Below are 24,787 nucleotides of genomic sequence, written 5' to 3'. Positions count from 1 at the left end.
ACGGACGCCGGGCTCAGAGGCCCGGCGATCTGCTTCACATCGCCATGAGCATCTTGATGTGCATCTGGACGACCGGCACAATCTTACCTGCGGCCGTCCTCAGCGCCGCTGCAGTACCATCCGCCGCATATGCCTGTTGCACAGCCAATGGCTCTGTCAGAGCAAATGCACCAATCGTTAGGCGGGGCGGGATAGGGCGGTTGGCATGCCTCGCTCCCGCAAGCCCGCCAGCCCGTTTCGATACTTCAACTCATCGCCCGAGGTGATCCGCCTGGTGGTGATGATGTACGTGCGGTTTCCACTATCGCTCAGGAACGTCGAGGACCTGCTGTTCGAGCGCGGTATCGACATCTGTCACGAGACGGTGCGGATGTGGTGGAACAGGTTCGGGCCGCTGTTCGCAGGCGACATCCGCCGCCAGCGTATCTCGCGCAAGCGCGGCTTCCGTCACTGGCGCTGGCACCTCGACGAGATGTACGTGAAGCTGAATGGCGAGATGGTCTATCTATGGCGCGCCGTTGATCACGAGGGCGAGATCCTCGAGAGCTACATCACCAGGACCCGTGACAAGGAGGCTGCGCTCACCTTCATGAAGAAGGCGCTGAAGCGCCACGGCAAGCCTGAGGCGATTACCACAGATGGCCTGCGTTCCTATCGTGCAGCCATGAAGGAGCTCGGTAATGCCGAGAAGCAGGAGGTAGGACGCTGGGCCAACAACCGGGTTGAGAACAGCCACCTCCCTTTCCGACGACGTGAGCGAGCGATGCTGAGGTTCAGGCGAATGATGACGCTCCAGAAGTTTGCCAGCGTGCACGCCAATGTCCACAACCACTTCAATCTCGAACGCCACCTGGTCGACCGCCAAACCTACAAGGAACGCCGCTCAGCCGCACTGGCTGAGTGGAGCATGATCGCGAGCTAGGCGGGTCGTGCTCAAAGAGCGAAATGCATCGTGTGGAGAGCGGTTCGCATTAGACTGACACCACCCTTTCGGCTATTTCTCCAAGACCGTCGCGCGGGTCCTGTCAGGCTAACCAGAATCAGGTTCGTGGGACGCCCACCTGTCGCGATACCGAGCCGATCCGGAGCCACTGTGAGCACACAGGCAAATTATTCGCTGAACAAAGTGATAGCGAAGACGGTCAACTTGCTGCTCTAACCAAATCGGTAGTCAGCGTTACGTTAGTTCTGAAAGTGCCCACCCTTTCGATGCTTGGCGCTGGTCACGGCTGAGTGCGCACTGCATGAGCAATTAGCTCAGAACCGTCCGTTCCCCACCAAACATCCATTTGGACCCGACCAATGGAACCAAACACTCGGAAATCATTGGGCGACACAAAATCCCCTGATAGCTCCAAGTCATGGTATGTGGGCAAAGCCATCGCATGGGACTGGCCCAACGTTCGGTCGGTTACAGGGTCCACGCTAAACAGGTGACGCTGGTTTGGCTCAGCCGCCGTTGAGGCTGATCCTGTGGCCAGAGAGACTAGGCCGGTCAACATGATGCAGCAGCGAAGCGAGGCCATAAAAATCCTTCCGTCATTACTCAAACTAGAACGACCGCTAGCTATGCTCGTTCCAGCGCGCGAGCTTGCACCTAAGCGGCCAACCCAAATATTATCATGAACAAAGTCTTTCCGAAGGCGTTAGTGAAGTCGCTGATGCGTATATTGAAAGGATGTAGATGCTTGAAAATACGCGTCGGGCAGATCGGGCGACGGCACGACTCTCTGCGTTTGGATCGCTGCATGAAACCGAACTAAGCGGCTTAAGCCGATTGGCGGGCGCCGAACGGCGACTTGAACGCAAGGAGACGGTTTGGCGCGAAGGTGAGCGGCTGCCCAGTTTGTTCATCCTGCTTGATGGTTGGATGGCAAGCACGACGTTGGCCTGCAACAAGCGCCAGTTCATGGTAAAAGTGCATCTGCCGGGCGACGTGATTGGCTTACCGAGCCTGGCGTTTAAAGCAGCGGCAGAAACGACCATTGCATTGACGGCAGTCACCTTACGGCCGCTTCCACTTCACTCGTTAGGGCGTCTCTTTGAGGCCCAGCCACGGATAGCGGCCATGATGTTCCTGGTATCTCAGCAGGAGAGAATGAACCTCACCGATCGACTGGTGTCAAATGCCTCTAAGTCTATCGAGGCGCGGCTTGCCGCTTTAGTTATCCAGCTTTGTGAGCGTGTGGAACGCAGTTATCCCGATACGGGTGATGGATTTCACCTGCCGCTTACCAGGCACGACCTGGCCGATATGGTCGGTATAACCGTCACGAGGCTTACAGATGCGCTGAAGCAATTGCGCGCTGCTGAAGTGCTCGGATGGTCGCATGGACTGCTCACGATCATTGACCGCGAGGCGTTGAAGGCGATCGCCAACCTGCCTTCCCGGCAGCTTGCCCAGGATGCGCTCTGGTTCCCGACCAGCGGCAATGACGAATAAACCAAGATCACAACTGGAGATCAGCTCACAGTGTTCATCAAATATTGCCCAAATTAGAGCGATTTTTGCCGTCTGTCGCCATTTTTCTTTACAGTATAGCGGTGACTTAACCCCGGTTGGTGCGGCGGTGAAAAGTTTAGGATACGGCTACGGCTAAAGACGTGAGGCTGCGTTCAAGCAGCCCGTAGGCGTCAGCATCATAGGTGGAGAGATCGTGATTTCGACAGCCGCGCCTCATGCAACTATCGATGGGATCAGCTATGGTGCACGCCGCGACCCGTCCTTAGGCGAATCCCCTCCCGCATTAATCGAGTTCGACGAAGACAGCTATGAACCGCTGGCGAGCATTTCTCGAGAGTTCAATCGCGAGTTAGAAAGTCACGGCACGCTCGTCATGTGGCACAATGACGGCAACCCGCCTCTCTTCCTATTCGCCGAAGGCGCATGCGTGCCTTACGCGGTTGTCACGCGCGACGTGGCCGACATTACTATCTCAGCGACCCAACTCCGTCACACCGGCTCGCGATCGCAGTGGCGCACCTTGAGCGATGATCCGTCGTCCGCCGTTCTGATGACCAGCATCCCAGCCGAAGGCGGCACCGTAACGATTACGAGTTTGTTCAAAAGATTCGGCCCGTCGACCCGGGTGCGGGCAAGCGAAACCGCAGCCCGACTATTACCGTTCGTTCAACCTTTTTTCCGAACGTGGACCTTGCGACTAAAAGACACGGCGGCGTTGCGCGCGCTGAAAGCCGCCGTCAACAACAGCGAGGTCGGAATCCTGCTCGTCGACCGGAATGGACTATTGGTTTTCGCAAACAATGTCGCCGAGGGATTGTTCGCGAGCATGGACGGGGTTCGCCGCAAGGGGGCGCTGATCACCGGTACCACGATGGCTAACACCATGCGACTCCATGCGGCAATCGATGATGTGGTTGCACCAAAGCTGCAAGGTAGTGAGCCAGCAAGCCGCATCGTTGCATTGCACCGCCGAAAAGGACGCGCGCTGATCGCCGCTGTGGTCGCGAACGATGATCCCAAGGCGGCAAGTGCTGACTGCGCCATCATCATCTACATCGTCGATCCCGACCAGGATTTGCAGGGCTTGGTTGAGCCTGTCTGCACGTTCTACGGTCTTTCGCCGGTGGAAACACGACTAGCTTGCCTGCTGGCCACGGGCTGCAGCCTTGCCGCTGCCGCTGAGCAGATGCACGTCCGCGAGCAGACGGCACGCACCTACTTGAAGCAAGTTTTCCTCAAAACCGATACCCATCGTCAGGTTCAGCTCGTGCGACTGCTGCTGGCCAGCGCTGTCCGTACCGCTCCGCATCGGTAAGGTCGATTACCCCCAAATGGGGGTAAAAAAAGCGACGACATGGGGGCGAGAGAAAGCTTAACGAATCGTTAATATAACGGCGTGCCGCAATTCGGCGCCGCAACGCTGCATCGCTCCGTCTTGTTGCGGAGACCAGGGGGCGAAGTGAATCCAATAATGAGGAAGCCGATTATGAAAACGCGTCTTTATCAAACCTGTTCGATCGCCGCGCTGCTGGTGGCCGCTCCGGCTGTGGCTCAGACCACACCCGATACAACGAGGACAAACACCACTGTCCAGACCGACAACACCAACAACTCGACCAATGTCGCCGATAGCGGCAACGATAGCTCGGTTCGTAATGCTGGTAACGATCAGTCGGCCACAGTCGGTATCGCTGATAGCGGCAACGACAATTCTGTCCGCAATGCTGGAAACGATCAGTCGACCACGCTCGGTGTAGCCGACAGCGGGAACGATAATTCGATGCGTGACAATTCGGACAATTCGAACCGTTCCACCAACGTTGCCGATAGCGGCAATGACAGCTCGGTCCGCAATGCCGGCAACGATCAGTCGACCACAGTGGGCATCGCTGACAGCGGTAACGACGATTCGAACAGATCGACTAATGTCGCCGACAGCGGCAACGATAACTCGGTACGCAACGCGGGTAATGACCAGTCGACTACGGTGGGCATCGCCGACAGCGGCAATGACAATTCGATGCGGGACAATTCCGACAATTCGAACCGCTCGACCAACGTTGCAGATAGCGGCAATGACAACTCGGTACGCAACGCCGGTAACGATCAGTCAACCACGGTGGATGTTGCTAACAGCGGCAACGATGCGTCGAACAGCAGCACAGCCTCGGGCCGCTCGGCCAACAACGGCAGCACCGCAACCGACAATTCGAACAATTCGACCAACGTGAACGTGGCCGATAGCGGCAACGACAACAGCAGTGCGGGCGCCGGCAACGTGGCGGCCAACAACGGCGGCACGGCATCGGATAACCGCAACAGCTCGACCAACCTGGCCGATAGCCAAAACGACAATTCGACCAATACCAACGCGTCCGCCGGCCGGGTCGCTGCGAACAATGGCGCTAGCGTCAACGACAGCAGTGATAACTCGACCACCAACGTGAGCGTTGCCGATAGCGGTAACGATAACTCGACCCACGCTGACAACAGCAGCGCGACGGGGGCTCAGGTTGCGGCCAACAACGGCGGCACCGCTTCAGACAATCGTAACAGCTCGACTAACGGCAGCTACAATGACAGCTCCGACAACAGCGACCGTTCCGATAGCTCGACGCGGGTCGCCAACAGCAACAATGATAATTCCGACAACCGTAACCAGTCGGACAACCGCAACCAGTCGGATAACTCCACCCGAGTGGCTAACAGCAACAACGACAACTCCAACCGGTCGACCAACACAGCGAACAGCAACAACACTGATGCTTCGGTACGCGTTGCTGACGATCATTCGGTGACCGACAGCTCGTCCCTGGCGAGCGGTGCAGCACGTACCGGCAACGTCTTCGGGAACGGTGCGGTTGTTGCTACGTCCACCCTTGCAAGCAACGTGACTGGTGTCACTGTGACCTTCGGTAACCCCGATACGGCTAGCTCGGCTCCGAACAACAGCCTGGCTAACAGCGGCAACGCCTTCCAGAACTTCGCTGGTATGCAGGCTTTGAACCAGAACACCGGTGCCGCTGCCTCGCAGAACGCGAGCGTCAGCGTAGCTGCCTCTACGGGCGATATCGGCCTCTAAGCCGATGATACCGACCGGCGGTGTCTGAGACACCGCCGGTTTATTTCAGATTTCTGAGAGGTTGCCCAATGTTCGGTAGTTACCTTCGCACAGCAACGGTTGTTTTCGCCATTCTGGCGACTCCGGCCGCCGCGACGGCGCAGACGACAAGTCCTGCGACGGCATTTGGTGCTAATGCGCTCGATGATACAAAGCTTGAATCTGTGACAGGCCGCGAGGATACGCAGCAGGCTGCCACGGCAAATCAGGTGGCAGGTGTATCCCAGAACACGGTTGGCAATAACGTCCAAACCGGCGACGCAAAGATCAGCGATAACGCCTTTCAGAACATGTCGGGGCTTTCGATCTTAAACGTCAACACCGGCAATAACGTAGCGATCAACGCTGCGTTGAACGTCAATATATCCCTACAGCCGGCACCTTGAAGCTCGTTCTTCCTGGTTTGTTGACGATTCTCCTCACGTCGGCGTGCGCAACAAGCGTGGCCGGCGATCAGCGCTTCATCGCCAGTGTCGGTCCCGTCGGGGATTATCAGATACCTGTGAAGAGCGTCATCGACGTGCGTTTTAGCGGCGTTGTTCGGCAGAAATACGATTTCAGCTGCGGCTCGGCTGCGCTCGCTACGCTGCTGCGCTTTCATTACAACCTAGATGTGCGTGAAGATGTGGCGTTCCGCGGTATGTGGGATCGCGGCGACCGTGCCCAAATTCGACGGGTCGGCTTCTCTCTGCTTGATATGAAGCGATGGCTGGCCAGTCGAGGTATCGTTGCCGATGGGTATAAAGTACCTCTGGCTAAGATCACTGAGACTGGTGTACCCGGAATCGCGCTAATCGCCATCAAAAATTATCGGCACTTTGTGGTGGTCAAGGGTATCGACAAGACAAGCGTTCTTCTTGGCGACCCCTCTACCGGCCTGTCCGTTATGCCAATCGACAGGTTCCAGGACGCTTGGAATGGCATTTACTTCGTGCTTGGCAATGACCAGGCCTTAGCCAAGTCGACGTTCAATCGTTCGTCTCAATGGGCGTCTTATCCCCGAGCGCCGATTGGTACCCGCTTTTCTGATCCGGTCAGCCAGCAAGCGCTCCAGCTTACTGCGCCCTTCTACGGAGATATCTCGTGAGCGTTTCGCTGTTCATGATCATGGCACAGGCTGCGGCCGTTGCGACTGCTCCAATTGCAGGCGAGATCGTTCCAGATCCAGTGCTGGCCGAGCAGCGCGGCGGCTTCCAACTCCCAAATGGGATTGAAGTGGAACTAAGTGTTCAAACTCAGACATCAGTCAATGGCGCGGTGCTTCTACGCACTGTGTTCCAAGTCGATAGAGGATCTCCAACCCTGTCCATCTACGCGCCTAAGCAAGGCGAGATTGTCGCTTCGGCTACTTCTGGAAGCGACAGGGCAGCAACGGGAACTACCGCTCCGACGATCACCTACGATCGTAACGGGGGCCTACAAGTCATCCCTGGCACGACCAGTTCGATGGTGTCCGTCTCCGGGACACCGGTTACTGCTGGCGCACTGCCGGCAGGTTTGACCCAGGTCGCGTCGGGCACGGTCACCGACGCCGGTACGATCGGAGAGACCGCGACCAATGGCACTCGTGCCGTGTCGCTGGGCGGCGCGGATCTGACGATCACGCATCTTGCTGGCAATGCTTTCGGGTCAGCGATCGCGAACTCGGGGGGTGATCGCGTGATTGATACACAGACCACGCTCTCGATAAATCTTGGCAACGCGGGCCCGGATAACATTGGTTCTTCCATGTTTCGGGTCCAGGATATTGCCCTGGACGCCGTCGCGATGCGGGCAAACTAGTACATAGAGGGGGATTATGAAGCGGTGCATGACGGCCGGCACGGCGCTGGTGGCGATCTTGGTTGTGTCGACGCAAGCTGAAGGCGCACAACGTAAACACGTGTCCAGACGGCATCCGACGGTACAGCGGCAGCTTGATGATGCCATGGCGCAGATCAAGGCACAGCAGCAGCGATTGGATGCGCAGGCTGCCGATCTTGCTGCGTTGCATAACCGGCTAGACGCAAAAGCCGCTGTTGCTGAGGTGTCGACAAACCAGACCGCACCTCAGCCTGCTGTTCTTGCGGCCCAAGGCGCGGCACCTGGAGGTGGCGATCCTGGCAGCGTCGTTCAGGCGCCCTCCGTGACGCCGTTGGAACGTGTTGGCCAAGCACCGGTAACAGAGGATCGGCCAATTGAGTTGGCGGTTCTCGAGAACCAAGCGAGCGTTGTTACCCGGCGCGGTGCGCTGACTGCGGAATTTCAGGCCGATTACGCTCGTGCGGATCGTAGTCGGGCCGTGTTTCGCGGCATTGAGCTGGTCGAGGCCGTGCTGGTGGGCGTCTTCGATATCAACGAGAGCCGACAGGATGTCCTTTCTGCATCAGCTGCACTACGCTACGGTGTCACTAATCGGTTCGAGCTCGGCGTCCGTCTACCCTTTGTGCATCGGGCTGATACCTCAATCGTTGCGCCGATCGCAGGCAGTACCAATAACGACCCGGCAGCGACGATCGACAGCTCAGTCCGTGGTACAGGTATTGGTGATCTCGAAGTCACGGCTCGATATCAGCTGCTCGACGGTCATAATGGATCGCCTTACGTCATCGGCAACCTGCAAGCCGTCATCCCGACGGGCACAAACCCTTTCGATCTGCGCCGGGACGATTTAGGCCGGCCATTTAAGGCTGCAACTGGCGCCGGTTTCTACGGTATCTCCCCCAGCATCACAGCCATCCTCCCGACCGATCCCGTCGTGTTATTCGGAACTCTGGCTTATACGTTCAACCTTGGAAAATCTGTCAACACGCGGATCCCGCCCGTCGTTATCAGCTATGTCGATCCAGGCGACGCGGTTTCGGGTAGTGCAGGTATTGGCATCTCCTTCAATCAGCAAACTACACTGAACCTTGGCTATGCCCATACCTGGGCGTTTGGCACTAAAACGCGCACATCACTGCTAACGCCGACCGTTGACTGGCCGGGAATGCGTGAGTCGCAGTCTCGTGATCTGCAAATTGGTCGCTTTTTGTTCGGTGTAACGTATCGCGTGACCCCCCGTGCTAGCCTCAACTGGTCTGTGGAGGTTGGTACAACGGAGGATGCGACCGATCTGCGAACCGTCCTTCGTATTCCCACCGTACTACTCACCGGACACTGACGGAATCAGGTAGCGGTCTCTTGGCAGCTTTGTAGAAGGGGTGGGCGGGCATTGTCAGACCAATGTGGCAGCGGTAGCGGACCGCTGCTAGCGGGCGTGGATGAGCCGAAAATCAAGGGCGCTTCCACCGAGCCCGTTCCGTCGTTTCAACTCGTCACCTGAGGTTATCCGCCTGGTGGTAATGATGTACGTGCGGATCCCGCTATCACTGCGCAACGTCGAGGATCTGCTGTTCGAACGCGGTATCGACATTTGCCACAAGACGGTTCGGATGTGGTGGAACAGGTTTGGGCCGACGTTCGCCGGCGACATACGCCGGCAGCGCGTCTCGCGCATGCGCGGCTTCCGTCACTGGCGCTGGCATCTCGATGAGATGTACGTGAAGCTGAACGGGGAGATGGTCTACCTCTGGCGTGCCGTCGATCACGAAGGCGAGATCTTCGAGAGCTACATCACCAGGACCCGCGACAAGGATGCAGCACTGCGCTTCATGAAGAAGGCACTGAAGCGTCACGGCAGCCCGGAGGCGATCACCACCGATGGTCTGCGCTCCTACCGCGCAGCGATGAAAGAGTTGGGCAACGAGCAGAAGCAGGAGGTCGGACGCTGGGCCAACAACCGGGTGGAGAACAGCCATTTGCCGTTTCGAAGACGAGAGCGGGGCGATGCTGAGGTTCAGGCGGATGAAGACGCTACAGAAGTTCGCCAGCGTACATGCCAATGTCCACAACCACTTCAATCTCGAACGCCACCTCGTCGACCGTCAGACCTACAAGGAACGCCGCTCAGCCGCACTGGCTGAGTGGAGCATGATCGCGAGTTAAACGGTCGTGCTCAAAGAGCGAAGTGCATCGTGTGGAGAGCGGTTCGTATTAGACTGACAGCACCCCGGCTTGCGGTTCCAGCTACCGCGCAGCGCGACGAAGGCGTCACCGGCTGCATCGGCGCCGAACCCGCCGCCGGGATGGAACGCCCACTGCATGCCCGCCGAATGCGCAACGTGCATCAGCACCGGGTTGGTCGAGGCAGCCGCCCATTGCGCCGCGGTGATCCCCCCGGGCGGCTCGTCCTGAGGGTTGCGTTGGCCGTTCTCGAACACGTACGGCCAGCCGTAGCGATGTCCGCGCTCGATTCGGTTCACTTCCTCACGCTGAAGGTCGTTGCCGAGCCAGTCGATGCCCTGATCCCAGCCCCACAACTCGCCGGTGCGCGGATGCCAGCCAAAGCCGATGGTGTTACGCAGGCCCGACGCCCAGACCTCGCGCTTCTTGCCGTCCAGACTGGCGCGGATCAGCGTCGCGTTTTCCTGGCTGGACTCGTCGCACGCGTTACAGGTTGATCCGGCGCTGATGTAGAGCATCTTGTCGGGCCCCACCGCGAGTGTGCGGTTGAGGTGCTGGCCAGCGTCGGGCAGATCGTCGATCAGCGTTTCCACTACGCCTATGCTGCCATCGGGGCGAAGCGGCGCGCGGAACACCTCGCGCGCGGTCATGAAGTATAGCTGGCCGTCGTGAATGGTCAGGCCGTGCAGCCCTGGACGGCCTGACCATTCACGACCGGGGCGCCGTCGGCGTGTCCATCGCCGTTTGCGTCCACCAGGCGGATGATGTCGGCTTCCGATCGCCGGCTGATGTACACCGCACCGTCAGGCGCCACCGCGATCATCCGGCTGTTCCCGAGCCCGTTCGCCCAGACGCTGGCGCGATAGCCGCGTGGTAGCTTGAGTGAGGAAGCGAAATCCGGTCCTGGCTTGAGCGGCGTCAACTCGTAGAAATGCGCCTGCACCGGACGCTTGTCGTTGTCCTCCGGACTGCTCTGGCCAAGCGCTGGCGTGGCGGCGAAGAGAAACGCGGAAGCAAGCAGTGCGGCTTTCATGCGGAGCAATCCTTCTTGTGTCTTGCTACTAATGCGCGAGACGCTCTCGCGCTCCCGAAGCGCGCGACGCTATCTGAGCCGCGGCAGGCATGAAGATCAGCGGCAGGTGCAGAAGCAGGCCCGTCTTACGGACAGTCAAGTTTACAGCTGCATAGGGGTTGGCTCGTCGCCGAGACGCCATCTGTATCGCGAAAGCTTTGGCGAACTGACCGCAATCCATTGCCCGAGGCCGCTTGGGATCGACGTGAACGAATGGCCGCTATTGGGGAGATGAAAACACGCCGCGGATGAAGACTTGTGGTCATCCTGGCAAGAATCAGGGCCTTCGCCGATGCAATCACAGTTTCGGCGCTGGCAGATCATATTGAGACCGCTGGCTTGCTGTTTGCCCTGCTCACGTGGGGCTCGACGCAGTAATACGCCTCGTTATCAGGAGTTTAACCGGAACTTAATCCCATTGGGAGAGGACTCCAGATGCGCAGATGTGTTGTAGCGGTAAGAGAGAGCTCAGAGCCATTCGGTATTTGCCTACCATAGAAATGCTCGCAAACGACTCGGCTCATGCAGTAAGGCTGCCAGCACCGGACGAAGAGGTGATTGCAACCGCCTTGAGTAGTCGTAATGCGCCGACGACTAGAGATGCGCTGGAAACGGTACTTGGCCGCGCGAAGGTTGGCATCCTGCATCGGCAGCTGGATTGCCGGGTTCTCGTGGTGAACGAGGCATACTGTGCCTTGGTCCAGCGAAGCGCGGCTGAACTTGAGGGCTTGCCTTTCGAAGAATTTACTTATGCAGATGATCGGGAGCGCTCCAGCCGCATCTATGCCGCTCATTTGGCAAACGCCCAGCCGTTCGAGATTGAAAAGCGATATGTCCGCCCCGACGGATCGGTAGTCTGGTGCGCGGTTCACGTTTCCTTTGTTCTTGACCACAACGGTCGGCCAGCCTCCACGATCGTTGTCGCATCGGACATCACCGCCCGCCGGACGGCCGAACAGCAGTTGCGCGAAAGCGAGGAGCATTTCCGTTATACAGTCGAATTGAACCCACAAATCGCGTGGACTGCTGCTCCAGGAGGATCTGTTCTGGAGGTAAGTCCGCGCTGGTTCGAGGTTACGGGTATCCCACGTGAGGACGCCCTTGGTGAAAGCTGGCTGTCCGCGCTTCACGCGGACGACGTCATTCATACTCGTGCGCAATGGGCGGTTTCGATCGCGAGCGGTCATCCGGTAGATGTTGAGTACCGGTTGATGACCGGCTCGGGATCGTACCGCTGGTTCCGATCGCGTGCGGCGGCCAGAACAGATGCGATGGGGCGGGTGGTCCGCTGGTATGGCACTCTGGAGGATGTTCACGATCGTCGATCGGCACAGGACGAGTTGCGCGAAAGCGAAGCCCGCTTCCGATTAGCCGCTCAGGCAGCAGCGCTTGGCATTTGGGATTATGACGCGGTCAGCGATCAGCGCGAATGGTCCGATGAATTCAAGGCGATGCTTGGCCTTCCGGTAGACATCGCGCCAGAAGTGGCAACGGCACTCAACCTCGTCGTTCCCGCTGACCGGCATCTCCTGACGGCACTCGTGGAGGCGGCCCAGGCTGGTGACACCAGCACGCGATTTGAAGTCACCTTGCGTATCCGACGTGGCAACGACGGAGCAGAGCGCTGGATGCGTACTGCTGGATGGAGAATGCACGCATCTTCGGGGCGACTCACGCGTGTCCTGGTGACAATACGGGACGTGACGGACGAGCGTACTGCAGAGGATCGGATCCGCTGGACCGCGACACATGATGCGCTGACGCGGATCCCCAACAGGGCGCACTTCACAGATCAGCTGGAGCAGGCAATTGCCCAAGCCGTTCCCGGTAGCCAACTCGCTCTGGTCTTGCTGGATGTCGATCGGCTGAAAGAGATAAATGACACGATAGGACACGATGCCGGCGACGTTCTGCTGAAGACCTTCGCGAGCCGGCTTGACCGTGCGTTCGGCCCTTGCGCGACTGCAGGTCGGCTCGGCGGTGACGAGTTCGCTTTGCTGTTGCAGGGCATGCAACAGTCCGATCTGGCGCAGCGCGTTGTCGAAGGGCTGGAGGTTCTACGCGAGCCGTTCGAGTATGAGGGATATACCTGCGAAACTCACGCTACGGCCGGAATGTCAGTTTATCCAGCCGATGGTGAGAATGCAGCTGACTTGCTGAAGTCGGCTGACATTGCTCTCTATGTGGGCAAGGCCACGCGCCGCGGCGAACTGTCGATTTTCGAACCTGCAATGCGGGGTGGCATCCAACGGCGTGCGTCTATGCTGAACGTGGCACGCCGCGCAGTGCGCGATGACCAGGTCCTCCCGTTCTATCAGCCCAAAGTTTCACTTGAAGACGGCCATATTGTTGGGTTCGAGGCGTTGCTGAGATGGCGACACGACACGCTTGGTGTGCAGGGGCCCGACACAATCGCCGCCGCATTCGAGGACTTGCGGCTAGCGGCAGCCCTGAGTGACCGCATGATCGACAGTGTTGCGCGCGACCTGCGTGGCTGGGTGGATCAGGGGCTTCAGCCTGGCCGAGTAGCGATCAATCTCTCTCCCGCCGACTTCCGTCATGATCGTCTGGTGGAGCGCGTGCTGGAGCCACTTGAACGTCATGATGTGCCCCCGTCCTGGATCGATCTCGAGATCACAGAGTCAGTGCTGCTCGGCCGCGACACCGATAAGGTTGCTGCCACGCTAGCGATTTTTCACGACTGCGGGATCAAGATCGCTTTGGACGACTTTGGCACCGGGTACGCCTCACTTACCCATCTTAAAATGTTCCCCGTAGACGTCATAAAGATCGACAAGAGCTTCGTTTCGAAGGCGTGCGAGCAATCAGACGATGCCGCGATAGTCGAAACGGTCATCGAATTGGCTCACCGACTGTGCATAGAGGTCGTAGCCGAAGGCGTGGAGCGCAAGGATCAGGCCGACTACCTTTCCCGACTTGGCTGTACCTATGGACAGGGTTACCTGTTCGGACGAGCAGTTCCACCGGATGCGGCTGCTATGCTACTCATCAACAAGCCGAATTGGATGCGCTGATATGTGCCTTCGCCTACCAAGCCTGGCAAGGTTGCCATAAATCAGCCAGATCCACATCGACCAACGGTGCAAGCTGCACATCTACAGCCCGGCATAGATGGATCGGACGCAAAGCCCCTCGTGCTACCCCGATGGCGGTGCGTCACCCGCCAGGCGATAACAAACTGCACTTGATCGGATTGGCGCCGCTCCACGATGCGCGCCGTAACCCTCGCTAACGCTTCAGGATCAGGGGGAGAAGATTGGCCCGTTGGCTATACCTGGCCAGTCCAGTACGTCATGGCAGCCGGCCGGCTAACACCCCCCGTCTGACGCTAAGCATTCCGCAAAACAATCGTTTCAAACATCATCCTTGTTAACAGAACTGGGCCAAGTTCGTCGCGCACCGCCACGGAAAGCTCCCTTCTGACACTTTTGGAGACCGCATCGCGCGCGATTTCGGCGAGCGTCGTTGCCGCATCAACCTTAACCAATGCAAGATCCGAATACTCAGTGCCAACGTCATCTTCCATGAAGATGTCGCCATCGTTCGTGTCGAAGAAGTACAAAGCCAACTGTCAACTCCTCGCAGCGGAACGGGAGCGCGCTGGCTCTCAGCCGCCGAGGCCCGTAACACGCCCGGCGATGGCACGAACTTTAAGAGCACCCACTTCGGATGCCTTAACGTAAGTTCGAAAATGTGCCGGCATGAAAAATATTGATCGAGGCCAACAATATAGGTTTATTCTATTACCAGAGGCTGATCATGGATTATGGATCAGTGGCGATCGGTATCGATGCTGCTGTGCTTCGTCCGAGACACCGAAGCCCAGTTGGTGAAGGTGCAGGCACCGACATGCACTTGTACGGAACGCTCGCGGAAGAGGGCCTTCGTTCTGGAATTATCTCCGCCGTGGAAATTCCAAGGAGAGTGCCGTGCCGCGATCCGATGCCCAGTCGGTCGTTGCCCTGATCTGGCGCGCCAGACCCGCGATCAGGGCCATGCCCGTTCCAAAACCAGGAGCGGCTACCTGCGTCTTTGCTGGGAGTCCTTTTCCGTTGTCCCAAATCCTGACCTGCAGCCTGCCATCGTTGCCCCTGGCCCTCACAACGATCAACGGTGCATCGGACTGCCCCTCACCTAGAAACGCATATTTTAGGCTGTTGGTCGTGAACTCGTTGAGAATAAGCCCAAGTGGGATAGCCATGTCGCTGTCGATTTCTCCATCGTCGATCTGTACATCCAGGCGGACGGCCGCTTCCTCGTGGAGCGCGAGCAGCCCTTCCAGGAGCTGGGTGACGTAAGGTCGCAGCGGCAGTCGGTCGGCGTTCCTAGCCGCATAGACCTGTTCATGGACTAGGCGGAGCGCATCGATCCGTCCCTTTATGACGGCGAGTTCGTTGCGGACTTCCTCCGAAGACGCCTTGCTCATCCTCAATTGGACGAGGCTGGTGATGGTGGCGATATTGTTCTTGATACGGTGCTGTAGCTCGCGAAGCAGTGTCTGATTTTCGTCGGTCGCCTGTTTCAGCGCATGAAGCTTGTGGAGCCGATCGATTACTGGCCCGAGAATGGTGGCATAGGTACGCAGGAACTCGGTATCGTGCTCGTCAGGGCTCCAGGGCTTGCGGCTGTCCACCTGTAGCAGGCCATACGCTTTGCGACCGAGCAGGAAAATCGGAACGTTGACGACGCCGACCACGCCGGCCTCCTTCATGAAACTGGGAAACTCGAACCGGGTCTCCGTGCTCATGTCTGGCGTGATGACCGGTACACCTTCCTTGATCGCGAAAGTTTCCGAGGAATGTTCTCCCATCGGCAAACGAACCTCGCCGACGACGCCCGGCTGCCAACCAACGCCTGCCCGGACGAGCAGCGTCTGGCTATCCGTCTCGATCTCCAGAACCTTCGCCAGGTCAGTACCGAGCGCGTCGCCGATCAGGCGACAGGCCTCCGTCAGCACCGTGTCCAAATCTTCACTTTGTTGGGCGAAGTCCCCAAAATCGGCGAGGATGCGCTGCCGCCGCTGCATTTTCTCTAAATCAGCCATATCATCCGTCCCGCTGTTTGATCCCCCCAACAGCCACTCAATACAGGCAACGCGGAAACTTGCGGGAGGCTGTTGGTTGGAAGCTGTAGGATCAGAGGCTTGGGCTGCCGATGACACGTCGGAGTTCCAATGTCGAACAAAGCATTAAGTGGTCGCAGAGTTCTAGTGGTCGAGGATGATTTTCTCCTCGGGATGGATTTGACCTTCGCCCTGGAGCAGGCCGGCGCCGAGGTTGTGGGGCCTGTAATGAGTGTGGAGGAGGCGCTTAATGCGCTCGATCCCTTGCCCGATATAGCGACACTCGACGTACGACTGGGCGATGAGACATCGTTTCCCGTCGCCGATGAACTGACGCAGCGCGGGATACCCTTCCTATTTGCCACGGGAACGGCCAGCATGATCCCCGACGTTTATCGATCCCGACCGCTGTGCCAGAAGCCTGTCTCGCACGCTGCTCTTATAAAAGCGCTTACCGACGTGCTCGACACGTAGGTATGAGCATTCTTGCGTTCCGAAAATTGGTCGGATGTTGAACGACGCAATGACGGGCAAGCGCGTCACTGATGCGTGAGCAGAAGATCGTGCGACGACCCGCCAACATCTTTATGTCCGTAAAGAACCTCAGGTGGATGGCAGCTATCTACCGCCCATGCCTGATAGCTGCCGGGCCGCTAGCCGCCACACATTGCCGTTCCTAATGATTCACGCCGTGCCTGAAAGCTGCCGCTCGGCCGACATGAACACGTGGCAGGTTTCGGACACGCACAGGGTGCCCTGAACGTCGTCATGGGTCAAAATGCGTCATCAGCCTATACCCGGACTTAGGGCGCCTGGACGCTGCTCTTTCAACTACCTCGCTTTGACGTAAGCCGCATTAAGCTGCCGTCTGACCCATCCTCAAGGATCCAGAGCGCGCCATCGGGGCCTGCCATGACGGCGCGGATGCGCGTGCCCATGTCCCACCGTTCCGCCTCGCGCGGGACCGCGTCGTCGAACTCGATGCGGATGAGTGCTGTTGACGCCAGACCGCCGATGAAGGCGGAGTTGCGCCATTGCGGGAACATGTTGCCGCTATAGAAGGCGAGACCAGCCGGGGCGATGATGGGGTTCCAGTACAGCGCCGGCTCCTGAAACCTGGCATTGCCAGCGGGCGATGCGATCGCCGTATCGTCGTAATTCTTCCCGTATGACACCACCGGCCAGCCATAGTTCTTGCCGGGTTCAATGAGGTTCAGCTCGTCGCCGCCCTGCGGCCCCATCTCAGTCTCCCATAGTCGCCCTTGAGGATCGAAGGCCAACCCGTAGGAATTGCGGTGACCGGTCGTCCACGTCTCCGCCGGGGTCAGATTCGGGGCGGGGATGGTAGCCTCGCGCACCCGTGCGGTTGCGGCCGAGCCGGTATTCTCCGGCGGGTCTATGACGCCAATGGTGGTTGCGCCGACCTTGCCTGCTCCCGGGTTGCCGGGGGCCGGTTTGCCGTCGAGCGTCAGCCGCAGGATCTTGCCCAGCGCCTGCTCGGGGTCCTGAGCCGGCGTGAAACGCTGCCGCTCGCCGGAGGTCAGAAAAATATAGCGGCCATCCGGCGAGAAGGCGATGTACCCGCCGAACTGCCCGCCTTTGCCGCGGGGGAGTTGCCGCCAGATAACTTGGAGGTCCTTGAGCGCGGGCTGTGCGCCGCTGGTGTCGAGCGTCGCGCGAGCCAGCGCCAGGCCGTCCCCGCCCTCGCCGGGTTCGGAGTAGGTAAGGTAGATTTGCCGGGTCTGCGCGAAGGTCGGCGACGTCGCGACGAAGAGCAGTCCGCCCTGATCTTCGAAATGGACGCGCGGTAGCCCGCTTATGGCCGTCTTGGCGCCAGCCGCGGTCACCAGCCACAACCGGCCGGGCTTTTCAGTCACCAGCATCCTCTGGTCCGGCAGGAAGGCAAGCGCCCACGGCATATCGAATGTCGCCACCGGTTCGGTCTTGAACGGCTTGGCGGAAGCAGGCTTCGATGCCCCGTAGTTCACCGGAGGCTTGGCCGCCTCGGACGGCTGCGCGCGCTCAGGCGCGCCGCAACCGGTCAGCAGCAAAATCGTGGTCAGGCTGATCGAAGTGTGACGAAGCACGGAGTACCTTTCGAGGAGATAAGGTCATCCTGCCCCAAGGCCGGTCGGCATACCAGCGGCTCCGTCATGATGTATCCACCATGCGCCCGCCGTGGTCAGCATCAGTCCCGGGATGATCACTGTAAAGTGACTCCCCACGTCTCCTGCTGCTCTGACCAGCGGGTCGGCAGGTCTGCCGTGAGCGCCAGCCGTTTGGCATCAAGCTCGGCACGCTGTCGCCCGGCGAGAATGTCATCGACGATCGCTGGCGACAGGAACGCCAGCCGCGTCACCCGCGTGACGTAGGATTTCACGACTCCCTCGGCTTCGGCGAGTTCCCGCACTGTAATGTCGCCCTGCCGCAGCCGCGCCCACCATCTGTGCGCCTTGACCAGCAGCTTGATGATGGAAGCGTCGGGCGGCGTGGCGGCCACGGCGCGGCCGTCATTCTGTATGAGCCGAAGCGTGCGACCAGTGCGTGTTATGCGCACCGGCAGGGTCAGCGTGAACGTCGCATCCTTCGGGCCCGCCCAGAGCGTCGCCAGCTGTTCTGCCACAGCGCTGCTGCTCATGGTGATGTCGGTGGCGTGGGCTCCGACCATCACCTTCGTCACGAGGCTGCGCATCATGGTGGTACTGCGCTGGCGCATCGTGGCAGCGGCAACACCGGCGGCCGCAAAGATGCGCTGCAGGTCGGCCGCTGCGATCGACATGCCGGCGCGCGCGATAAGATCGAGCGGGTCATCAAACGCAGCGGCGATACTCTCGACCACCGCGTTCTCGATCTCGCGCGCGCGCAAGCGGATGCTCTTGGCGGGGTCACCATCCTGACGTGCCCGGCTGACATAATAGCGATAGCGCACCTTGCCCTTGCAGGCATGCGCCGCAACCAGGGGTTCACCCGCCTCGTCGACGATCAGGCCGGCCAGCAGGCTGGTCGTCGCAATGTTGGTGGCACGACGCTCTCCAGGTACGTTGCCGTCGAGCCTCGCCTGCACGGCGTCCCATGTGGCACGATCGATGATCGGCTGATGCTGTCCCTTGTAGCGCACCTCCCGGTGCGCGATCTCACCGATATAGATCGGGCTCTTCAGGATCGAGTAGATCTGCCCGCGGCAAAACGCGACGCCGCCATAAGCCCGGCCGCCTGACGTGTGGCGGACCGGCGCCAGGATGCGCTCGGCGGCCAGCTGCTCGACCACCAGCCGGACATTGCCGCTGCCGAGGTAACGCCGGTATATCTCCCGCACGATCTCGGCATGGGGGCCGACGATCGCCAGGCTGCGTCCATCGGGCTGGTAGCCAAGCGGCGGCGTGCCGCCCATCCACATGCCCTTGGCCTTGGAGGCGGCGATCTTGTCGCGGAGGCGCTCGGCGGTCACCTCGCGCTCGAACTGCGCAAAGCTCAGCAGCATGTTGAGCGTCAGGCGTCCCATGCTGGTGGTGGTGTTGAACGATTGGGTGATCGAGACGAACGATACGCCTGCCTTGTCGAACACCTCGACCAGCTTGGCAAAGTCGAGCAGCGAGCGGGTCAGGCGATCGACCTTGTAGACGACGATGATATCGACACGGCCAGCGGCGATGTCGGCGAGCAGGCGCTGCAGGGCAGGGCGCTCCAGCGACCCGCCCGACAGGCCACCATCATCATAGATCTCCGGCAAGGCACTCCAGCCTTCGCTAGCCTGGCTTAGGACATAGGCGGCACAGGCCTCGCGTTGTGCGTCCAGCGAGTTGAAGGCCTGCTCCAGACCTTCCTCGCTCGACTTGCGGGTATAGATCGCACAGCGCACCCGGTTCATGCCGCCAGCCTCTTCTTCAGGCCGAAGAAGGCCGGACCGGACCAGCGCGTGCCGGTGATCTCGCGGGCGACCTCGCTCAGCGAGTTCCAGTTACGATCGTTCCAGCGGATCGCACCATCCTCGCCGATCGTCACGACATGTGCCGTGCCGTTCCACTCGCGGATCAGCCGCGAGCCACGTGCAGCCGGACGGGTCTCGGTCCTGGCCGCCGCCAGTTGCGCCAGCCGCTGCTGCGTGGCCCGCGACAGTCCACCCAGCGCCTTCGCTTGCATCTCGTAGCCAAGCGCCAGTCGCAGGAAGCTTGCGCTGATGCGGGGAGCCAGCGTGCCGGTGACCGCCTTCCATCGATCCTGCAGCTGCACTGACGACAGGGTCGCCAGTGCCGCGAGATCATCATCGAGCTTTGCCATGATCAGGCACCAGCCACGATGGTGTAGCAGGTCACGTCACCACACTTGCTCTTGGCAATGGCATGGCCCTTCTTGCGCAAGCCGGTCAGTGCCGCTCGTGTGGTGTGCGGCAGCCAGCCGGTCGCCTCGACCATCTCTATCAGGGTGGCGCCTTGCTCGCGCTGCAGCAGCGCGATGACCGCGGCGCTCTTCGAGCCGGCGCGCGGCGCGTCATTGCTGGCGGGGTCGGCCAGTTCGACACCAGGTGTCGCACTCTCCTCGCCAGTGTTGCTGACGCCGATGGCCGCACGGCCGGCATCGTTGATGACCAGTGCGAACCGCTCGTCGCCATCGCTGCGCCAGGCAGGACAGGTGGTCAGGCCGGTTATTTCGTCGACCAGCTTGTGCTTCAGCAGGGCAGGAAGCGCCTTGGCGATACGATCCGGCTGATCGGCGATGGTCGCCGCCACCGGAAGTACGTTGCCGTCATCCCGCTGGGTGGCGGTCGACAGCAGGATGAGGTGGATATCGTCGAGTTTGAAGGTGCGTGCCATGGGTGGCTCCTGTGATCGGAGCAGCACCGCGCTGCTTCCACCACCCACAGCCCCGCCGGTCAACATTGGTTCGGGGCAGCAGCCGAAGTCTCCCGGCGGCGATCACGGGGACACTAATGCTCCACGCGCAACGGAAGTCGAATGGTATCTGCTGGGTCGAGCAGAAGCCTCTGCTTTGCGGCCGCTAATGTTGTTTGGTTAGAGATCTAACCCTAGCTCTTGCACCTGGTATACCCTGGTCCTCGCACCACCCGGCCCGGTGTCGCTCCTGTATGCCTGCCGTTCCTCAGCACCTGCACGCCGTTGACGAACACGTCCCGGACGCCGGTGGAATAGGCGTGCGGCTTGTCAAAAGTGGCGTGGTCCTGGATCGTCGCCGGATCGAACACCACTACATCGGCCAGGTACCCGCGCTTCAGCCATCCGCGATCCTTGATGCCCAGATTGCCAGCAGGCAGCGATGTCAGCCGACGGACAGCATCGGCAATAGTTACGCGCTTCTCGTCGCGGACATATTTGGCGAATACGCGTGCAAAATTGCCATAGGCGCGCGGATGCGTGCTCGATTGCAGGAACACGCCCTCCGGCGCGATCGAGTCCGCGTCCGAGCCAAAGCTCATCCATGGCAGCGCGGCTTCCTTGGCGACATTGTCCTCGCTCATGAGGAAGTAGATCGTGCCGACCCGGCTGCCGTCTTCGATCACCAGATCCATCACGGTATCGGCGGTGCTCTTGCCGCGCATCCTGGCGACTTCGGCCAGCGTCTTGCCGGCCAGCGGTTTCAGCGCCGGATTCTTGAAGTCTGACAGGATCATCCCTTCGGGGCCTGCGCCGAGATACAGATTCTCCCATTCCTTGCCGGGCGCGGTCATTTCGGCTGCCACGCGGCGGCGCACCGCTGGCTGTTTCAGCCGTTCGATCCATGCTTCGAGCCCGCCGGCCTGCACCCAGGTCGGCATGGCGGCATCCAGCCCGGTGCCGCCTGCGGGATAGGTGTACATGTCCGCAGTGATCCGCAGGCCCGCTTTCCGCGCCGCTTCGATCCTGGCGATCGCCGTATCGTATTTGGGCCAATTGGCCTTGCCCGCCATCTTCAGGTGATAGATCTCAGCTGGCGCGCCGGACTGGCGCGATATCTCGATCAGCTCTTCAATCGCCTCAATGAGGCGGTCCCCTTCTGAGCGCATGTGGCTGATGTACATGCCGCCGCATTTCGCCGCGGCAGAGGTGATCGCAATCAGCTCAGGCGTTTTGGCATAGGTGCCCGGCGCATAGATCAGCGAGCTTCCGACGCCCATCGCGCCTTCGTTCATTGCCTGGGTGACGAGCGCCTGCATGCGGCGCAACTGCGTGGGCGTCGGATCAACATTATCCTCGCCGAGTTCATGCACCCGGACCGTCTCTGCCCCGACAAAGCTCGCGATGTTGGGCGAGACGCCCTTGCGCTGAAGCATCTCGAGATACTGGCCGAGCGTCGTCCAGCTGATCGGATAGCGGATGTCGCCTTGGCGCTTGATGTCGTTGGCCTTCATCACCGGCGAGAGCGGCCCCATCGAGCTTCCCTCGCCCATCACTTCGAGCGTGACGCCCTGGCGGATCTCGCTCTGGCTCCGCCCATCAGCAAGGAGCGACACGGTGGACCAACTGAGCATATTGATGAAACCCGGCGCCACTGCCAGACCGCGGGCGTCGACCTCGCGCTTGCCGCGACCATCGACAGTGCCGACTGCGACGATCCGATCGCCCTGGATCGCCACGTCGCCTATGCGCCCTGCATCGCCCGAGCCGTCATAGATCGTGCCGCCGCGGATGATGAGGTCGTAGGTCGTCGTTGGTGCGGGTGCCGCACCGGAAAGCAGGGCGGCGAGGGCGAGAGAGGCGATCGGGCGTTTCATGTGGCAAGACTATCGCATCGTTCCCGCACCGCAATAGCGCCGGCCGTTGATCCTCGAGGCAAGGCTGATTTTATCTTCGACCGATCGGGCTGGTGATGGATTGCGGCGCTTTGAACGTGCGAAATGAGGCGGCCGAAGTATGTCTCCTACAGCACCTTAGCTGGTTTCTAAGGTGGATTGCTGGCGGTGAGGTGATGCCCCTAAAGTATTCTCAGGCAGCCTGGGATGGCGGTGAGCGCCCGCAAGGCACGGTCCGTACGGAGCTTACGCCGATGTAGCGGCCATAAAAGGACCTGCCGATCGGCTCTGATCTGACATCTGCATTGGGCGATTGTCCTCCACCGAAGGTCGGTTACAAGCGGATGACCTAGGAGAAATTGATGCGCGCCGTTCTAGCTTTGGTATTGCTATCCACCACGCCATTCCTCCAGGCCGCGGCGCCCGCGCCCTCCCAAGCTGCCGAGCCGGGTGCGCAGGACGCCGCATTGTTGCAGTTTCTCGACCAGGCGTTCGATGAGCAGCTAGCGCTCAGCCCGGAATCACAAACACAACTGGGCGAAAAGACCAACTATGATAAGTTCGACGACTATACCGACGCGGCGGCGGTGAGGCAGCGCGACCTGGCCGAGCGGCAGTTGAAGGACATGCGTGCGCGCTTCCGGCCCGAACAACTGGGCGAGAGCGCGCGGGTCAGCTATCGTCTGTTCGAGTATGAGGCGGAGCGCGGACGTCAGTCGTTCCAGTTCAGGAAACTGCGCTTTCCCGTCTCCACCACGGGCAGCCCGGCGGGCGAGATCCCGGTCCTTCTCATCAACAATCACAAGATCGACAACGTTGCGGATGCACAGGCTTATGTCGCGCGGCTCCGCGATACGGACCGCGTGATGCGCGAAGTCGCAGCGACGATGCGGCAGCAGGCGGCCGCCGGCATCATCCCCAGCAAGGTCAACTTCGCACCGGCGCGCAACGACGCCCGCAAGGTCATCACCGGAGCGCCGTTCGATAGCGGTGCGGACTCCACGTTGATGGCCGATTTCGCGAAGAAGGTTGCCGCGCTCCCGGCGTCCGCGGATGCCAAGGCAAAGCTGCTTGCCGATGCGCGCGCCGCTCTGACCGGGCCGTTCAAACATGGCTATGATACGCTGATTGCGGCGATCGAGGAGATCGAGCCCAAGTCCAAGGGAAACTTCGGTGCCTGGAACCTGCCGAACGGGGCTGCCTATTATGCCGACCGCCTGAAGGTCTCGACCACGACGAACCTGACCGCCGATCAGATTCACGAGATCGGCCTCAAACAGGTCGCGGCGATCCGAAAGGAAATGGAGGCGATCAAGAAGGAAGTCGGGTTCAATGGCACACTGGAGCAGTTCTTCGACCACATTCGGACTGATCCAACGTTCAAGTATCCTAATACGGGCGCAGGTCGCGAGCAGTATCTGAAAGACGCGCGCGGGGTGATTGCATCGGTAATGCAGGCCTCGCCGCGCTACTTCCGCATCGTGCCTAAGGCGCCGCTAGAGGTACGCGCAGTCGAAAAATGGCGCGAGGGGACCGCATCGACCGCGTTCTACAATCCCCCCTCGGCAGACGGATCGCGGCCCGGCATCTATTACGTGAACCTTATCGACATGAACCAGACGCAGAAAGTTCAGGTCGCCGCGATCGCCAGCCACGAGGGCGCACCCGGCCATCATTTCCAGATCGCGCGCCAACAGGAACTGACCGGCATCCCCAAATTCCGCAAGTATGGCGGCTATGGTGCGTACGCGGAAGGTTGGGGCCTCTATTCGGAACGACTGGCGAACGAGATGGGTGTGTACAAGGACCCCTATGCGCGCTTCGGCATGCTGTCGCTGCAGGTATGGCGCGCAATTCGGCTCGTGCTCGACACTGGCATCCATTCCAAGCGGTGGACGCGCGATCAGGCGATCGCCTATTTCCGCGCGAACAGCTCGGTTTCCGACACGGATGTCGCACGAGAGGTGGATCGCTACTTCAACTGGCCGGGTCAGGCGACGAGCTACATGATCGGTCAGCTCAAGATCGTGGAGCTGCGCAAGCGTGCCGAAACCACGCTAGGGCCACGTTTCGACATCCGGGATTTCCATGAAGCCGTGCTTAGCCAGGGCGCGTTGCCGCTCGATGTGCTGTCGGAACAGGTAGATCGCTACATTGCCGCGAGACAAGGCGCGAAGTAGGTTCGAGCAGCCGGAAGGGCGGCAGCGCACCGTCCGAGTCGCACAGTTATGACGGAGGTAACATCACTGCGTCGGCTTCGCCTTTCCGCCCCGATCCATGTCAGCATTTCCTGCTCCACCGCGGGCAGTGGTACTGAAGGTACTGTGTACTGTACTACT

20 protein-coding genes and 1 pseudogene are annotated in these 24,787 nt (G+C 60.1%); 12 read left to right on the top strand and 9 right to left on the bottom strand.

Annotation, left to right across the window (positions count from 1 at the left end):
- Window positions 1–205: 205 nt before the first annotated feature.
- From NV382_RS08575 to NV382_RS08535, 9 genes and pseudogenes are all read left to right on the top strand, one after another.
- The gene (locus NV382_RS08575) at window positions 206–922 is read left to right on the top strand and encodes an IS6 family transposase (RefSeq protein ID WP_260600082.1); all 717 of its coding nucleotides are present in this window, start codon (window positions 206–208) and stop codon (window positions 920–922) included.
- Window positions 923–1,684: 762 nt separating this feature from the next.
- Entirely contained in the window at window positions 1,685–2,443 is a 759-nt protein-coding gene (locus tag NV382_RS08570) for a Crp/Fnr family transcriptional regulator (RefSeq protein WP_260600081.1), read from the top strand.
- A gap of 214 nt (window positions 2,444–2,657) precedes the next feature.
- Complete coding sequence (locus NV382_RS08565) at window positions 2,658–3,779, top strand: helix-turn-helix transcriptional regulator (RefSeq protein WP_260600080.1); 1,122 nt, start codon at window positions 2,658–2,660, stop codon at window positions 3,777–3,779.
- A 171-nt stretch (window positions 3,780–3,950) separates the two neighbouring features.
- Window positions 3,951–5,546 carry an ABC transporter B family protein gene (locus tag NV382_RS08560; RefSeq protein ID WP_260600079.1) on the top strand — a complete coding sequence of 532 codons (1,596 nt, stop codon included), beginning with the start codon at window positions 3,951–3,953 and terminating at the stop codon, window positions 5,544–5,546.
- 68 nt (window positions 5,547–5,614) lie between these two features.
- A complete protein-coding gene (locus tag NV382_RS08555) occupies window positions 5,615–5,971 on the top strand; it encodes a hypothetical protein (RefSeq protein ID WP_260600078.1) in 357 nt (118 codons plus the stop codon).
- A complete protein-coding gene (locus tag NV382_RS08550) occupies window positions 5,968–6,672 on the top strand; it encodes a C39 family peptidase (protein WP_260600077.1) in 705 nt (234 codons plus the stop codon). The genes NV382_RS08555 and NV382_RS08550 overlap by 4 nt, the downstream gene beginning before the upstream one ends.
- A complete protein-coding gene (locus NV382_RS08545; protein ID WP_260600076.1) occupies window positions 6,669–7,367 on the top strand; it encodes a hypothetical protein in 699 nt (232 codons plus the stop codon). Before NV382_RS08550 ends, NV382_RS08545 begins: the two co-directional genes overlap by 4 nt.
- Window positions 7,368–7,395: 28 nt before the next feature.
- Window positions 7,396–8,727, top strand: a complete 1,332-nt coding sequence (locus NV382_RS08540; RefSeq protein WP_260600075.1) for a transporter — start codon at window positions 7,396–7,398, stop codon at window positions 8,725–8,727.
- 100 nt (window positions 8,728–8,827) lie between these two features.
- Window positions 8,828–9,551, top strand: a pseudogene (locus NV382_RS08535) (IS6 family transposase).
- Here NV382_RS08535 and NV382_RS08530 read toward each other — a convergent pair.
- Both NV382_RS08530 and NV382_RS08525 read right to left on the bottom strand, forming a co-directional pair.
- Window positions 9,548–10,219 carry a PQQ-dependent sugar dehydrogenase gene (locus NV382_RS08530; RefSeq protein ID WP_260600073.1) on the bottom strand — a complete coding sequence of 224 codons (672 nt, stop codon included), beginning with the start codon at window positions 10,217–10,219 and terminating at the stop codon, window positions 9,548–9,550. The pseudogene NV382_RS08535 and the gene NV382_RS08530 sit on opposite strands and share 4 nt — an antisense overlap.
- A 26-nt stretch (window positions 10,220–10,245) precedes the next feature.
- On the bottom strand, window positions 10,246–10,602 hold the full coding sequence (locus tag NV382_RS08525) for a hypothetical protein (protein ID WP_260600072.1): 357 nt from the start codon (window positions 10,600–10,602) through the stop codon (window positions 10,246–10,248).
- A gap of 539 nt (window positions 10,603–11,141) precedes the next feature.
- Here NV382_RS08525 and NV382_RS08520 point away from each other — a divergent pair.
- On the top strand, window positions 11,142–13,676 hold the full coding sequence (locus NV382_RS08520; RefSeq protein ID WP_260600071.1) for a sensor domain-containing protein: 2,535 nt from the start codon (window positions 11,142–11,144) through the stop codon (window positions 13,674–13,676).
- Between the two features lie 314 nt (window positions 13,677–13,990).
- On the opposite strand, the gene NV382_RS08515 is transcribed toward NV382_RS08520, so the two are convergent.
- Complete coding sequence (locus NV382_RS08515) at window positions 13,991–14,230, bottom strand: DUF6894 family protein (protein WP_260600070.1); 240 nt, start codon at window positions 14,228–14,230, stop codon at window positions 13,991–13,993.
- Between the two features lie 327 nt (window positions 14,231–14,557).
- A complete protein-coding gene (locus NV382_RS08510) occupies window positions 14,558–15,706 on the bottom strand; it encodes a sensor histidine kinase (RefSeq protein ID WP_260600069.1) in 1,149 nt (382 codons plus the stop codon).
- A 129-nt stretch (window positions 15,707–15,835) separates the two neighbouring features.
- On the opposite strand from NV382_RS08510, the gene NV382_RS08505 reads away from it, so the two are divergent.
- Window positions 15,836–16,198 carry a response regulator gene (locus NV382_RS08505; protein ID WP_260600068.1) on the top strand — a complete coding sequence of 121 codons (363 nt, stop codon included), beginning with the start codon at window positions 15,836–15,838 and terminating at the stop codon, window positions 16,196–16,198.
- A 353-nt stretch (window positions 16,199–16,551) separates the two neighbouring features.
- Here the strand turns inward: NV382_RS08505 and NV382_RS08500 are convergent, their stop codons facing one another.
- The 5 genes from NV382_RS08500 to NV382_RS08480 all read right to left on the bottom strand — a co-directional run bounded on the left by NV382_RS08500 (window position 16,552) and on the right by NV382_RS08480 (window position 22,430).
- Window positions 16,552–17,811, bottom strand: coding sequence for a PQQ-dependent sugar dehydrogenase (locus NV382_RS08500; protein WP_260600067.1), 1,260 nt, complete (start codon window positions 17,809–17,811; stop codon window positions 16,552–16,554).
- 116 nt (window positions 17,812–17,927) lie between these two features.
- Window positions 17,928–19,592, bottom strand: coding sequence for a recombinase family protein (locus NV382_RS08495; RefSeq protein WP_260600066.1), 1,665 nt, complete (start codon window positions 19,590–19,592; stop codon window positions 17,928–17,930).
- Window positions 19,589–20,002 (bottom strand): DUF2924 domain-containing protein, encoded by a 414-nt coding sequence (locus NV382_RS08490; protein ID WP_260600065.1) that lies wholly within the window; start codon window positions 20,000–20,002, stop codon window positions 19,589–19,591. The genes NV382_RS08495 and NV382_RS08490 overlap by 4 nt, the downstream gene beginning before the upstream one ends.
- 2 nt (window positions 20,003–20,004) lie before the next feature.
- Window positions 20,005–20,535 (bottom strand): DUF3489 domain-containing protein, encoded by a 531-nt coding sequence (locus tag NV382_RS08485; protein ID WP_260600064.1) that lies wholly within the window; start codon window positions 20,533–20,535, stop codon window positions 20,005–20,007.
- Window positions 20,536–20,747: 212 nt separating this feature from the next.
- Complete coding sequence (locus NV382_RS08480; RefSeq protein ID WP_260600063.1) at window positions 20,748–22,430, bottom strand: N-acyl-D-amino-acid deacylase family protein; 1,683 nt, start codon at window positions 22,428–22,430, stop codon at window positions 20,748–20,750.
- 380 nt (window positions 22,431–22,810) lie between these two features.
- On the opposite strand from NV382_RS08480, the gene NV382_RS08475 reads away from it, so the two are divergent.
- Complete coding sequence (locus NV382_RS08475) at window positions 22,811–24,628, top strand: DUF885 domain-containing protein (protein WP_260600062.1); 1,818 nt, start codon at window positions 22,811–22,813, stop codon at window positions 24,626–24,628.
- Window positions 24,629–24,787 lie beyond the last annotated feature (159 nt).

Source organism: Sphingomonas endolithica (assembly GCF_025231525.1).
Taxonomy (GTDB): Bacteria; Pseudomonadota; Alphaproteobacteria; order Sphingomonadales; family Sphingomonadaceae; genus Sphingomonas; species Sphingomonas endolithica.
The sequence above is the reverse complement of the archived record's forward strand: the minus strand, read 5'-3'. Positions and strand labels throughout refer to the sequence as shown.

Coding starts and splice junctions, on each gene's coding strand:
- NV382_RS08490 (WP_260600065.1), bottom strand. CDS start 20,002: ATGGCAAAGCTCGATGATGATCTCGCGGCACTGGCGACCCTGTCGTCA.
- NV382_RS08575 (WP_260600082.1), top strand. CDS start 206: ATGCCTCGCTCCCGCAAGCCCGCCAGCCCGTTTCGATACTTCAACTCA.
- NV382_RS08505 (WP_260600068.1), top strand. CDS start 15,836: ATGTCGAACAAAGCATTAAGTGGTCGCAGAGTTCTAGTGGTCGAGGAT.
- NV382_RS08540 (WP_260600075.1), top strand. CDS start 7,396: ATGACGGCCGGCACGGCGCTGGTGGCGATCTTGGTTGTGTCGACGCAA.
- NV382_RS08555 (WP_260600078.1), top strand. CDS start 5,615: ATGTTCGGTAGTTACCTTCGCACAGCAACGGTTGTTTTCGCCATTCTG.
- NV382_RS08495 (WP_260600066.1), bottom strand. CDS start 19,592: ATGAACCGGGTGCGCTGTGCGATCTATACCCGCAAGTCGAGCGAGGAA.
- NV382_RS08520 (WP_260600071.1), top strand. CDS start 11,142: ATGCTCGCAAACGACTCGGCTCATGCAGTAAGGCTGCCAGCACCGGAC.
- NV382_RS08485 (WP_260600064.1), bottom strand. CDS start 20,535: ATGGCACGCACCTTCAAACTCGACGATATCCACCTCATCCTGCTGTCG.
- NV382_RS08510 (WP_260600069.1), bottom strand. CDS start 15,706: ATGGCTGATTTAGAGAAAATGCAGCGGCGGCAGCGCATCCTCGCCGAT.
- NV382_RS08525 (WP_260600072.1), bottom strand. CDS start 10,602: ATGAAAGCCGCACTGCTTGCTTCCGCGTTTCTCTTCGCCGCCACGCCA.
- NV382_RS08570 (WP_260600081.1), top strand. CDS start 1,685: ATGCTTGAAAATACGCGTCGGGCAGATCGGGCGACGGCACGACTCTCT.
- NV382_RS08560 (WP_260600079.1), top strand. CDS start 3,951: ATGAAAACGCGTCTTTATCAAACCTGTTCGATCGCCGCGCTGCTGGTG.
- NV382_RS08530 (WP_260600073.1), bottom strand. CDS start 10,219: ATGACCGCGCGCGAGGTGTTCCGCGCGCCGCTTCGCCCCGATGGCAGC.
- NV382_RS08480 (WP_260600063.1), bottom strand. CDS start 22,430: ATGAAACGCCCGATCGCCTCTCTCGCCCTCGCCGCCCTGCTTTCCGGT.
- NV382_RS08475 (WP_260600062.1), top strand. CDS start 22,811: ATGCGCGCCGTTCTAGCTTTGGTATTGCTATCCACCACGCCATTCCTC.